The 12655-nt window shown below is 54.7% G+C and carries 13 protein-coding genes; 5 read left to right on the top strand and 8 right to left on the bottom strand.

Annotated features, from left to right (window positions below; all coding sequences use genetic code 11):
* The first annotated feature begins 51 nt into the window (after window positions 1–51).
* Window positions 52–630, top strand: coding sequence for a rubrerythrin (gene rbr, locus FY034_RS07760; RefSeq protein WP_265554941.1), 579 nt, complete (start codon window positions 52–54; stop codon window positions 628–630).
* A gap of 64 nt (window positions 631–694) precedes the next feature.
* Here the strand turns inward: rbr and FY034_RS07765 are convergent, their stop codons facing one another.
* The 7 genes from FY034_RS07765 to FY034_RS07795 all read right to left on the bottom strand — a co-directional run bounded on the left by FY034_RS07765 (window position 695) and on the right by FY034_RS07795 (window position 6943).
* The gene (locus tag FY034_RS07765) at window positions 695–1195 is read right to left on the bottom strand and encodes a nuclear transport factor 2 family protein (RefSeq protein ID WP_265554943.1); all 501 of its coding nucleotides are present in this window, start codon (window positions 1193–1195) and stop codon (window positions 695–697) included.
* A 33-nt stretch (window positions 1196–1228) separates the two neighbouring features.
* Window positions 1229–2512, bottom strand: coding sequence for a hypothetical protein (locus FY034_RS07770; protein WP_265554944.1), 1284 nt, complete (start codon window positions 2510–2512; stop codon window positions 1229–1231).
* The gene (locus FY034_RS07775) at window positions 2513–3238 is read right to left on the bottom strand and encodes an outer membrane lipoprotein-sorting protein (protein ID WP_265554946.1); all 726 of its coding nucleotides are present in this window, start codon (window positions 3236–3238) and stop codon (window positions 2513–2515) included. It abuts the gene before it with no gap.
* Between the two features lie 9 nt (window positions 3239–3247).
* Window positions 3248–4486: an ABC transporter permease gene (locus FY034_RS07780; protein WP_265554949.1), complete on the bottom strand. Its 1239-nt coding sequence runs from the start codon at window positions 4484–4486 to the stop codon at window positions 3248–3250.
* Window positions 4479–5183, bottom strand: coding sequence for an ABC transporter ATP-binding protein (locus FY034_RS07785; RefSeq protein WP_265554951.1), 705 nt, complete (start codon window positions 5181–5183; stop codon window positions 4479–4481). The genes FY034_RS07780 and FY034_RS07785 overlap by 8 nt, the downstream gene beginning before the upstream one ends.
* A gap of 179 nt (window positions 5184–5362) precedes the next feature.
* Window positions 5363–6160, bottom strand: a complete 798-nt coding sequence (locus FY034_RS07790; protein ID WP_265554953.1) for an ABC transporter permease — start codon at window positions 6158–6160, stop codon at window positions 5363–5365.
* Between the two features lie 3 nt (window positions 6161–6163).
* Entirely contained in the window at window positions 6164–6943 is a 780-nt protein-coding gene (locus FY034_RS07795) for an ABC transporter ATP-binding protein (protein WP_265554954.1), read from the bottom strand.
* Window positions 6944–7570: 627 nt separating this feature from the next.
* Between FY034_RS07795 and FY034_RS07800 the strand changes: the two genes are divergently transcribed.
* The 4 genes from FY034_RS07800 to FY034_RS07815 all read left to right on the top strand — a co-directional run bounded on the left by FY034_RS07800 (window position 7571) and on the right by FY034_RS07815 (window position 11224).
* Window positions 7571–7885, top strand: a complete 315-nt coding sequence (locus FY034_RS07800) for a hypothetical protein (protein ID WP_265554956.1) — start codon at window positions 7571–7573, stop codon at window positions 7883–7885.
* Window positions 7886–8047: 162 nt separating this feature from the next.
* Entirely contained in the window at window positions 8048–8815 is a 768-nt protein-coding gene (locus tag FY034_RS07805; RefSeq protein ID WP_265554957.1) for an IclR family transcriptional regulator, read from the top strand.
* A gap of 106 nt (window positions 8816–8921) precedes the next feature.
* The gene (locus tag FY034_RS07810; RefSeq protein WP_265554958.1) at window positions 8922–9230 is read left to right on the top strand and encodes a DUF485 domain-containing protein; all 309 of its coding nucleotides are present in this window, start codon (window positions 8922–8924) and stop codon (window positions 9228–9230) included.
* An 11-nt stretch (window positions 9231–9241) separates the two neighbouring features.
* The gene (locus FY034_RS07815; RefSeq protein WP_265554959.1) at window positions 9242–11224 is read left to right on the top strand and encodes a cation acetate symporter; all 1983 of its coding nucleotides are present in this window, start codon (window positions 9242–9244) and stop codon (window positions 11222–11224) included.
* 62 nt (window positions 11225–11286) lie between these two features.
* Here FY034_RS07815 and FY034_RS07820 read toward each other — a convergent pair whose 3' ends face one another.
* Window positions 11287–12627, bottom strand: a complete 1341-nt coding sequence (locus tag FY034_RS07820; protein WP_265554961.1) for a chloride channel protein — start codon at window positions 12625–12627, stop codon at window positions 11287–11289.
* Window positions 12628–12655 lie beyond the last annotated feature (28 nt).

Genomic DNA, 12655 nt, shown 5'->3' on the forward strand with positions numbered 1-12655 from the left:
ATCATCCTTGAGCTTGAACCTGATAGAATCCAAAGAGAGGAGAACGTGTCGATGTCCAAATCAGTCAAAGGTACCAAGACCGAACAGAACCTGTTGAAGTCATTTGCCGGTGAAAGCCAGGCCCGTATGCGCTACACCTACTTTTCTTCCGCTGCCAAAAAAGAGGGGTACGTGCAGATCGCTGACATCTTTGAAGAGACCGCCAACCAGGAAAAGGAACATGCCAAGCGCTTTTTCAAGTTTCTGGAGGGGGGCATGGTGGAGATTACCGCCTGTTTCCCGGCCGGTGTGATCGGTACCACTGCCGAGAATCTGCTGGCAGCCGCCAATGGTGAGCATGAAGAACATACTGAACTGTATCCGGCCTTTGCCGCGGTTGCCAAGGAAGAGGGGTTTGCCGATATTTCAGCCGTCTGGAATGCAATCTCGGTAGCTGAGAAGCAGCACGAAAAGCGCTACCGCGATCTGTTGGCAAACATTGAGGCTGGCCGGGTCTTCCAACGGGAAGAGATCGTGGTCTGGCGCTGCCGTAACTGCGGTTATCTGCACAGCAACAAGTCCGCCCCGGAGTTGTGCCCGGCCTGTGCCCACCCGAAGGCACACTTTGAACTACTGGGTGAGAACTGGTAGTTTAACCAGCTGATATGGTTGTTTGATCTGGCCGCTTCCGATGAGGAAGCGGCCTTTTGATTTTCTAGTGCTGGTGTCCCGGCACCATACCCGGTTTCATCTGGCCGTTCATCGGCATTGCAGCGCTATCGGCGGTTGCCTGGTGTACGGTCAGCTTCCAGCCCTCTTTGGTCCTGGTCCAGACATGGGTGTAGAGGTTGACCTGGTTGACCATCGGTTTCTCCATCCCCTTACGGTAGGCCACCATCCTGAATTTACCGGTGCTGACAGCCGTGTCTCCGTAGACCCGTACCTGTACCTTCATCGGCGTGATCGGGTCATGCCTGCGCAGACCGCTCTCCAAAGAGTCGATGTACTCGCTTTTGCCTTCAATCCGGCCGGTGGCGTGGACATGATAGAGGTTGTCAGCCAGCAGCCTGTTCAGGGTGGCAACATCACCCTTTCCGGCCGCCTCACCCCATTGACTGTCCAGGGCAGTAATCTCCTCCTCAACAGAGCCGGCAAAGGCCGGCAGGGCAGTAGCAACAACAATCATAAACAACAAAAAAACAATACGCTTGGACATGGCAAATCCTTTCCCGGTTGGTGTTTGTTCTGATTAGAAAAAGTAGCGCACCCGCAGTTCAATCCGGGCATCATTCTGTTTTTCGCCGTATTCGCTTCTGGGGGCTCCGAGTACCGCAGTCCCTTTCAGGCGCAGTTCAAGGTTGGTAATGCCGGTGTAGAGCAGCTCCGGCGTTACAGAAAAGCTCGCATCCTGCAGGTTGGCAATCGTGGTAAGGGCCGGAGTGAAGTAGAGAATATCAAACGGTTCTTTCTGGCTGACCCTGATATACAGGTAGTCACGCATCGCAGCTGTCCGGCCATAGCTTTGAGCCTGTCCCAGCCGCTGCAACTGGGCGGCATTGCCGTTCTGCTGCCAGGTTGCCCAAGCCCGCTCAACCTGCTGGAAATAGGTATTCATCTCATTGCTGTAATAGCCGTTACCATTGCGATAGTATTCGGCAATCCAGGTGGTGTCCTGTTCTGTCAGGTACCGCAGCCCCAAGAGCCAGCTGATGCTGTCGCCACGGGTCAACGACGGTTGTCCGTTTGAGGTGACGACCGGCCTGGTGCTGTTGACGAGCCAGGCCAGTTCACCATGCAGTTCAAAGTTTGTGGTCAGATTGCGGGAAAAATCAAGGCCGTAGCCGGCATTGCGGCTGCCCCGTCCCATCATGATCAGGTCGATATCGGTGTCATACAACAAAAAGTACAGCTTGCCGCCCCAGTTGATCTGGTCACCGTTTCCGAAATCCCGGTTCAAGTCATGGTCCTGCGGCAGCAACAACGGGGTGACTGCCAATGTTTTGAGCGGTCCGTCAAAGCTCTGGATAAAATCCGCCGTTGCCAGCCAATACCCTTCCAGGGACAGTTCCGGGTCATCCGGGTTTTTGGGCCGGTCAAAAAAGGCCACCGGGTTCCAGGCGTAGCCCTTGCCCCAGCGCAGCGAACGCTTGCCCAGCAAAAATCTGAAGGAGTCATCGGGTTTGGCCTGTAGCCATGCCTCATACCAGGTCAGCCTCAGATAGCTGTTCAGACGGGTGGCGGTATAATCCAGGCTTGGTTGCAGGAACAACTTGGCCCAGTCTTTCTCCAGGCTGCCTTCCAGCAACAGCTTGCCGTTAAAATCAGGCAGATTGTCGTCAACATGCCTGCCATAATAGCGCAGTCTGGTCTGGGCTGCGTCACGGTCCAGCAGATTCAGTCCGGGACGGGCCTCGACATAGCCACCCAGGTGCCAGATCTTCTTTTCAACTTCAGCATCATCAAAGCTGAACTCTGCAGCCAGCAGCGGAGCAGCAAAGGTGAGTAGAACGGCTATGATGAATAGGCGCAGCATCTATCGCAGTGAGTCCAGGGAGGTCATGGCATTCAGGGTGAATACCTCGTCCCTGAAACTGCGCTTTTTCAGTTTGGCATACAGCATGACCGATTTGTACCCCTTGTAGAGCGGGGAATCGGTTTCCACAGTGGCAGGACGGTTGATGCCGCCAAAATTCTTGATATCCTTGAAATAGAGTGTCTTGATCAGCATGCCGGCCTCGGTCAGGCATTCAATCCGTGATGGCAGCTTTCTGGCCTTGTCGGCGAGAATCCGCACCCGGTCATAGGCCACGCTTTTATTTTTGGCCTTCAGGTGCAGCAGGTAGTCCTCACCTTTATCCTCCACTTTTTCCACCCGGTATTCGGCATCGTAATCAAGCTGCAGGATATCGGCGTTGTTGAATACGCCGCCCACCACCGACTGCAATGAGGTGATCCGCACCGGCTTGCCCACATTGGGGATGTTCAGCCAGAGATTGTCACCCAGTCGCAGGGTGCTGCGGCCTTTGTCGCTGGCAGGGGCCAGAAACAGCGAGGCCACCTTGTCAGTCCCTTTTTTGATGGTATAGAGCGTAAACTCTTTACGAGTCCCATCTGGTTCTATGTTGATCAGCTTACGGTACGATTCGTAACTTTCCGGATTCAGGTTGCGATCGATCTGTTTCAGGAGCTGCTGACCGTCCAGTGCGAAAGCTGGCAGGGCTGATAACAGGGCAATGATGAAAAAGGCAATAAAACGCATGGCTGGCTCCTATACATGACGCAGTGCGTCGATTGGTTCCATCTTTGAGGCCTTAATGGCCGGCTGCAGGGTTGCCAGCACCGAAACAATCACGACAATGACCGAGACCATCAGGATATCGGCCGGCGCAATGGAGGCCTTCAGGATCAATCCGGTCTGCTGTCCAAAGGAGAAGGTGATCTGTGACAGATTGACGATCCCGATGATGATGATGCCGATCAGATTTCCCAGTACTGCGCCGAACAGCCCCAGACAGAGACCTTCCACCAGGAACAGGGAGCGGATGGTTGCAGGGGGGGTGCCGATGGCGGCAATGGTGCCGATTTCGCGAATCCGCTCAAAGACCGCCATGATCATGACATTCATGATGCTGACCAGTACGATCGCAATCAGCATCACCTTGATGAAGACGGTCATCAGGTTCAGCATCTTGGCAACCTTGGCAAAGGGGGAAAGGTCTTCCCAACTGTGCAGCTCAAACAGCGGTTTGCCCATCGGGTTCTGTTCCGCCTCCACCACCCGGCGCAAGTTCTTTGCAACCCTGTTCAGTGCGCTGAACTTCTTCAGCCGGACTGCTACTTCACTGATCTCAGGCTGTTCCATGCGCAGCAGTTCCTGGGCATCGTCAAAGTGAACATAGCCGTCGCGACCGCCCGGGCCGGTGGCGCTCTCCAGGATGCCGCTGATCCGGAACTGTTTGCCGTTGACCGAGCCGTTCTGGTTGGTGGCCACAATCACCACGGTATCGCCAACCTTGACGTTCATGCCGCGGGCCAGTAGCTCCGGCACCAGGATTTCCCCCTTTTTGAGCGATTTTTCTCCGCTGATGATCCGGTCCGGCAGCAGTGGCACCGTAGCAAATTCCTTTGCGGGATCAACACCGTTCAGGCGGATATTGGTGGTTTCCATGAAGTTGCTGAACATGCCGCCGAACTTGATCCGGGGGGAATAGGCGGCAATCCCTTGCTCCTGTTTGAGCAGTTTCTCCAGTTTTTCAAAACCGGCCTGTTTCATGTTCATGTTGAGCGGCAGGCTTTCAATGGCTGCCACATAGCCTTTGCGGTGGATCTGCAGATGCCCCAGCATGGAATCGGTGATCTGGCTGATCATCATCTGTTTGAATGAACCGGCAATTGAGGTGAAAACCAGTACAAAGATCACCCCCAGGGTCACCAGGGTGGCGGTCAGGGCGGTGCGGCGCTTGTAGCGCAACAGGTTGCGCAGTGCAATCTTGAAGACACTAGGCATGGTTGCGGTCCCCCTTCTGCTCGGTTTCCTTCAGCAGGCCATCCTCCAGGTGGTGGATGACCTCAGCCACACCAACAATGCGGGGGTCATGGGTGGAAAAGACAAAGGTGGTGCCAAACTGGTCACGCATCTGCTTCATCAGATTAATCACCATAAAGGCGGTGGCATGGTCAAGATTGGCGGTCGGTTCATCTGCCAGCACCAGCTTGGGATTGGTTACCAGGGCGCGCGCCACGGCTACCCGCTGTTTCTGTCCACCGGAAATCTGGTCCGGGCGTTTGAGTGCCTGGTCGGCCATCCCAACTGCTTCCAGAACTGTCATGACCCGCTTGCGGCGCTCTGCCTCTGCGGTCCGCTGGATCATCAAAAGCGGATATTCAATGTTTTCATAGACTGACAAGACCGGTAACAGGTTGAAATCCTGAAAGATAAAGCCGATCTCACTGCCCCTGAAGGCAGCGCCGCTGGTACGGTCCAGAGTTGCTACATCCGTATCGGCAACCATCAGCTTCCCTGCGGTGGGGGCATCAAGGCAGCCGATCAGGTTCAGCAGGGTGGTCTTGCCGCTGCCGGAAGGGCCGACAAAGGAGACAAACGATCCGGCGTCAATCCTGAAACTGATCCCTTGTAACGCCTCAACTTCTGTTTCTCCGCTGCGATAGAGCTTACGCACCTGTTCCGCTATGACCAGTGACATCGGGGGGAGTTCCTTTCAATCTGTCTGTTGGTGATGGTGGGGCTGTATAACAGCCTGGCGTGAATATGCTGTGATGCAATTGTGAAGAATTGTGAAGACGATATAGCAAGGTGCTTTGAAAAAGACAACTGACGCTTTTCTGGCACGTCTGCCAGGCTGACAGGCCGTGAAAAAGCTGCTCATGGCAGGGGGGCCTGCTGTCGCAACTGGTCAGCAGGAGTGAAATAACTGCGGTAGCCCTGCAGCAGGATCAGGAAGGCGGTAATGGCAACTGCGGCAGTGATGGCGCACATGATGGCGATCTGGTAACGCACTGCCAGCAGCGGTTCGGTGCCTGAGAGGATCTGGCCGGTCATCATGCCGGGCAGGGCCACAATGCCGGTGGCGGCCATGGTGTTCATGGTGGGGATCAGGGCGGCCCGGTAGGCGGTGCGCAGGGCCGGTTCCGCCGCCTGACGGGCGGTTGCGCCAAGGCAGAGTGCGGTCTCCAGCTCATCATGGCGTTCCCGCATCTCGGCAGTCAGCCGTTCCGCTGCCAGACTGGCACCGTTCATGGAGTTACCGATAATCATACCGGCCAGGGGGATCAGATAGCGCGGGTCATACCAGGGAGAATAGCCCACCACCAGCAGGCAGAAGTAAAAGGTGACCCCGCCGCAGCCGATTATAATTGAGCTGCCCATGATCCGGTAAAAATGGGGCATATGCTGCCTGATACGGGAACCGATCACCTGGAGTGAGAAACCGGTCATGCTCAACAGGATCAGGATCACCAGCAGCGGCGAACGGACGGTAAAGACCAGTTGCAACAGGTAGCCCACTGCCAGCAGCTGCACCACCATCCGCAGCGAGGCCCAGAGCATCTGGCGCTCCTGGCCGATCTGCTTGAAACGGGCCAGGCTGACCGAGAGCAGGATCAGGGCGTAGGCATAGATCAGTTGCAGCAGGTCAAGATGTATCAGGGAGTTTTTTCCCACCGCTTACGGCTCCTCTGCCGGTTCTGCAAGGAACCCTTGCAGGGCCTTGCTCTGTGGGGAACTGAACAACTCTGCCGTTCTGCCCGACTCCACAATCCGTCCGGCTTCAAGATAGATGGTCTGGTCGCTGATCCTGCGGGAGAGCCGCAGGTCGTGGGTGACCATGATTACGGCCAGCCTCTCGGAACGGCAGATTTCCAGCAGGGTCTGGCCCAGGCTGTCGGTGGTGGGGCGGTCAAGGGCACTGGTCGGTTCATCCAGCAGCAGCACCTCCGGCCGGTTGATCAAGGCCCGGGCCAGGTTGACCCGCTGTTGTTCGCCGCCGGAAAGGGTACGGGCATCCCGTTGCAGGTAGTCGGGTGAAAGGCGGGCCAGGCTGAGGCACTGCAGCAGGTGCGGGTCATCTGCCCCGGGCAACGCCGTTTTGCGATACCGGAACGGCTGCTGCAGGTTGTCGAGCACGCTGCCCTGAAACATATGGGCCTTTTGCAGCATCATCCCGACCCGGCGCCGCAGCAGAGGAGGGGGGATCTCGTTGATATCCGTCCCGGCCAGCATGATACGTCCCTGTTGCGGCTCTTCCAGCCGGTTGATCAACCGGATCAAAGAGCTTTTACCGCCCCCCGACGGTCCGATCAGCGCCGTCAGTTCACCGGCCTGACATGACCAGCTGATGCCGGTCAGAAACGGTATGGTCCGGCCCTGCGGTCCTTTTCTGACCGTTGCTATCTGCTCAAGCCGCAGTAATGGCACGGATGCCGGTTCGGGGAGGGGAGCGATCATGCTGACGTTATACCATGATGATCAGTACCGGAATCAACAGTCTTGTTTTGCTGAAGGGGAAATAGCCTGCAGAATGCCACGTAAACAGGATTGCCAGGGATTGTTGTCAAACTGTTAGAGGTCTCAACAGCTGTCTTGGTCTTGGGTAATCCCGGGCCGGTGTCCTCGTTTTTGGGTGAAAAGCCTTGTTCAGCTTGTCTGATAGTTGGGCAGCTGACTGCATCATGCCGTCTTTGTGGGAATGCTGATGCCGGTGCGCCTGGAGTTGGTTTCTGATGCAACTTATTGAGAATAAAATCTTTTGTGGCCAATCAGAGGCATGGTAGTTACGTTTGGAATAAAGCTGTTTGATTTGAATGGTACATATATATTAATAATTACATGCTGTTATTGAATGTTGCGAACACCTTGAAATATTTATCTTGCAATTATTCAAAATAATGTTTTAAATAGGGCAAGATTTATGAACGGTTTTAATCGCAAGATTGGTTCCAATGGTGTTTTTATCAGTTATTTAAGTGTTTTATGTTTTGTGATGTTCTCTCTTTTCAAAATACACTGATTTAAAATTGGGAATACGGGATGAATTGTTTAAAGAAGACAATCGGGAACAGGCGTCAACTTGCAGTGATCATCACTGTAGCCACGTTCTTTTTTGTCTTTCTTGGTATGCGTATTCCGTACATCAAGGGTGACTTTCATAAACCCAAGCAGCGTCCTCGTGCCGTTGCAGAAAACAGTGTTAAAGTCAAGCAGGCCGTTAGCCAGAAATGCCTGAAGAACCGGCATGCCGATGGTGCCGTTGTAACGTTTCCCCCTTCCCAATCTACCGCTTGTGAAGTGACTCCTGAAGTAGTTCCTGCTGTAATCGCTGAATTTTACAAATCAAAGCCTGCATCTGAACAATCCCCCCCACGAGCTCCACCACTCCTGTCTGCCTAGTAGTCCATTCGTGTCAGATCTGATTTGAATCCATGGCGTTGGCGCATTGCGTCATGCAGTGTGTCATCCTCGTCAGGTTTTGGATTCGAACATCTCAGCTCCGTCTGAATCTCATGTTTGATCGTGGCTATAGATTAGCCGTTTGTTCACAGGGGGCATCCTATGAAGGAATCCAGAAATGGTTCTCTTTCATCAATTGATAAGGCATTGGGACTTTTTGAGCTGATTGCCACGTCTGAAGAACCGCAAACTTCAGCCGCCTTGGCACAGCAGATAGGTTTAAGTCCGGCCAAGACATTTGGTTTGTTAAACCTTTTGATGGACAGAGGATATGTTGAGCAGAACAAGTCGCTCGGACACTACACGATCGGTGTGCACGGTATCCGCCTTTCACAGTCGATTATTAATAATCTTAGTATCTTGAAGTATGCAAAGCCGGTTATGCAGAGTCTTGAAAAGGAACATGACGAAGCGATCTATGTGGCCATACTGAAAGAAACCGATGTTGTGTTTCTGGATATGGTGGATACGGAGCAGAGCATTAGAGCCACGCCGCTCATCGGGCAAAGCTTTCCGTTTTTTACCAACGCTGCCGGCAAGGTCATCATGGCGTTTGAGCCGCGGGACTATTTACAGCGGTATCTTGCCAGGCTTGGGCGCAAAAGACCTGCAATTGATGTTGAGCACTTTCAGGAAGAGCTCCGTGTCATACGTGACAAAGGGGTCGCTGTTGATATTGGGGGGTTAGGTGAAAATGTCACCAGTGTCGCAGTTGCAGTCAAAGATTATGCCGGCAAGGTTCTGGGAGCACTGACGCTCATTGCGCCATCGTTCAGGATCATCGGCGAACGTCTGGAGCAAGAAATAATTCCTTCGATGCTTGAGAATGCACAGATGCTCTCAACTCGTTATGGCTATGCAGCGGTTTGAAACAGATACCGGATGAAGCATTTCATCGGAAAGGAGGAACGTCACAGGATTCGATAGCAGATGTTTGGGCACGTAATAACAATGTCTACAGAAAGGAGTAACACTCATGGCGGAACAAACGTACAACTGGTCGGCGATAGCTAAAAATCCCAAGTTTATCGAACTGCACCACAAGAAAACAGCCTTCCTTTTCGGCTGGTGGATCTTCTCAACGATCTACTACTTCCTGCTTCCTCTGGGGGCTGCCTTTGCACCGGGTCTGTTCAAGATCCAGATCCTGGGCAGGATCAACTTTGGTTATCTGTTCGCTTTGTCGCAGTTTTTTGTGTCCTGGGGCCTGGCCATGTACTATGCCCATGTTGCCAACAAGGACTTCGACCGTCTGACCAGAGAACTGGTCAACGAACTTCAATAGGAGGTGAACCCATGAAGAGATTATTAGTTGCTATCGGTTGCGTCCTCTCCCTGAGCTTCGCCGCCTATGCCGAGCCTGCCAAGGCACCGGCTTCCCCTGATGCCAAGCCTGCGGTTGCTGCTCCGGCTGCCGCACCTGCCGCTGCGCCGGCTGTGGATGCTGCTAAAGCTGCCGCACCTGCCAAGGCAAGCATCGATTATTCCAAGATGAAGGCCAACCCCAAGGTTACCATTCCGATCTTCCTGGCTATCATCGGCGCCACCATGGCGGTTGTTGTCTGGTCAGCCAAGCAGACCAAGTCAGCCTCTGACTTCTATACTGCCGGTGGTGGTATCACCGGTACCCAGAACGGTTGGGCGATTGCCGGTGACTACATGTCGGCTGCCTCATTCCTGGGTATTTCCGGCCTGATCTCCCTCTACGGTTATGACGGCTTCATGTACTCGGTGGGCTGGCTGGTGGCCTACATCACCGTGCTGCTGATCGTTGCCGAGCCCTGCCGGAACGCCGGTAAGTACACCCTGGGGGATATCCTCTCCTTCCGTACCTCACCCAAGCCGGTCCGCGCGATTGCCGCTTTGTCAACCGTTACGGTTACCACCTTCTATCTGACCGCTCAGATGGTTGGTGCCGGTAAACTGATGATGCTGCTGATGGGGATTCCGTACAAGACCGCCATCATCGGCGTTGGTATCCTGATGGTTGGTTACGTGGTGTTCGGTGGCATGACCGCCACCACCTGGGTTCAGATCATCAAGGCCGGCCTGCTGATGACCGGCGCAACGGTGCTGGCAATCCTGGTTTCCATTAAATCAGGCTTCAGCCCGATACAGTTCTTTGAGGACATCGCCACCAACCAGAACATCATTGACCACGTCAAGCTGCTGCCGATCTACCTGAAGGAGTCCGCTGCCGGAACGGCCACGGCCGATGCCGGTCAACGCTTCCTTGAGCCCGGTCTGTTCCTGACCAACCCGCTGGATCAGATCTCCCTGGGTATGGCGCTGGTGCTGGGTACTGCCGGTATGCCGCACATCCTGATGCGTTTCTTCACCGTTCCCACCGCACAGGCTGCCCGTAAATCGGTTATCGTGGCCATGTTCATCATCGGTTCCTTCTACATCCTGACCACCCTGCTGGGCTTTGGTGCTGCTCTGCACCTCTCCCCGCAAGCCGTCAGCAAGGTTGGTAAGGGCGGCAACATGGCTGCCATGATGCTGGCACAAGCCCTGGGCGGTGAGATTTCACCGTTTATCGGTGACCTGCTGCTGGCCTTCCTGGCTGCCGTTGCCTTTGCCACCATCCTGGCTGTGGTTTCCGGTCTGGTTCTGGCTGCCTCCGCTGCGATCGCCCACGACATCTATGTCAACGTGATCAAGGACGGCCATGCCTCCCAGTCCGAGCAGGTTTTTGCAGCCCGTGCAACTTCATTTGCTGTTGGTGCCATGGGTATTATCATCGGTATTGCTGCTGAGAACCAGAACGTTGCCCACCTGGTGGCCCTGGCCTTTGCCGTGGCTGCTTCCGGTAACCTGCCGGTTGTGGTGATGTCGCTGTTCTGGAAGAAGTTCAACACCGCCGGTGTCTGCGCCGGTCTGGTGGTGGGTACCCTTTCCGCCATCGGCATCGTGATGATCTCGCCCAACATGACCTATCCAGACAAGGTTGCTGACGCCGCAAAAATGGCCTACACCAAGCTTGAGAAGGAGATTACGGACGGCAAGGTCAAGCCTGAGGCAATGGAGAAGACCCTCAAGACCATCGAGGCCAAGAAGCTGGAAGAGTCTAAAAACCGTGGTGGTACTTCCTTCCTGGGACTTGCCAAACCGATCTTCCCGCTCAAGAACCCCGGCATCGTTTCCATTCCGCTGGGCTTCATTGCCGCTATTCTTGCTGCTCTGGCATTCCCCAGCAAGAAGGCTGAAGATATGTGGGACGAAATCTATGTCCGTCAGAACACCGGCCTGGGCATGGCCAAGGCTATCGACCATTAAGTTGTATCCAGCCTGACAGGGATGGATGTTATGTGATTGGGGAGGCTTCGGCCTCCTCTTTTTTATTTTTTTCGCTTTTTCATCTTGTCAACCAGCCCTATCAACGATTTCTCACGTGTCTTCAAGGTCACACTGCCAAGCTCATTCATCGCCCTGCCGGTTGGTGCCTGAAGTGAAGAACTTTTCTGGCTCCCAAGCACCTGGCTGGGGTAGATGCTGCGGTAGCCGGCGATCAGGTAGCTGACCATGCAGGCCAGGGCTGCGTAAGGGGCAATGCCGTTTCCAAAGAGCTCAATTGCCATGACGGATGCGGCTATCGGCGTATTGGCGGCCCCTGCCAGCAATGCCACCATGCCGATGGCGGAATAGGCAGCAAGGTACTGGGGGCTGAACAGTTGTGCGAAAAGGTTGCCGGCTGCGGTGCCGACAAAGAAGATCGGTGTCACCACCCCGCCGCTACCGCCACTGCTGAGGGTAATGGAGGTGGCAATACTTTTCCAGAACAGGGCTCCGCCTGATATCACCTCACCATGCATCCCCTTGCTCAGGGTATCAAGGCCAAGCCCCAGATAGTCCGGCGAAACAAACCTGCCGATGGCTATCAGCAGTATACCGCCCAGTAGCGCCTTGAATGACCAGTGCCAGCCAAGTTTCTCAAAGGCCTTTTCTCCGAATTTCATGGTTTCTATCAACAGCAGGGCTGCCAGGCCACACCAGACTCCCAGCATGATGATCTCAAACAGGCTCCAGCCACTGAAGACCGGGATCTGCGGCATGATCTCATGGGAGTAGACCCCACCCAGCGTCAGGGCAACGTGATAGCCGACAATGCCGGCCACAAAACAGGGAAACAGGACATCATAGAACATCTGGCCCAATACCAGCACTTCCACGCCAAAGATGGCACCGGCCACCGGGGTGCCGAACACGGTGGCAAATCCGGCACTGATGCCGCAGATTACCAGCTTGCGGCGATCAACATCTTCGACCCGCAACAGGTCAGCCAGTGTGGAGGCCAGACCAGCACCGATCTGGGCTGCCGGCCCTTCCTTGCCTGCTGAACCGCCACCGGCCAGGGTAATCACCGTGGCCACCAGCTTGACCGGTATCACCGCAATGGAGATTTTTCCCATCCGCTTGTGAACCGCCTCAATCACCTTTTCAGTGCCGTGACCGGCAGCATCCGGTGCCAACCATTTTACTAATGCGCTGCTGAGCAGGATGACCAGTGGCAGCAACAGGTAATAGTGGGGAAGCTGGGTAACCTGCGTCGTGGTCCAGGCAAGGGTGCGCAGGAAGATGGTGGTGCCTACTCCCACCAGAATGCCAACCAGTGTTGCATAGCATGACCACTTGATGACGCTTGCAAAGAGTGTGGCCTGTTCAGCGAAGTGTTGTTTCATTTGAATTTCCTGTCATTGTGCCAGTCTT

Source organism: Trichlorobacter lovleyi (genome assembly GCF_015239775.1).
In the GTDB taxonomy this organism is placed as follows: Bacteria; Desulfobacterota; Desulfuromonadia; order Geobacterales; family Pseudopelobacteraceae; genus Trichlorobacter; species Trichlorobacter lovleyi_B.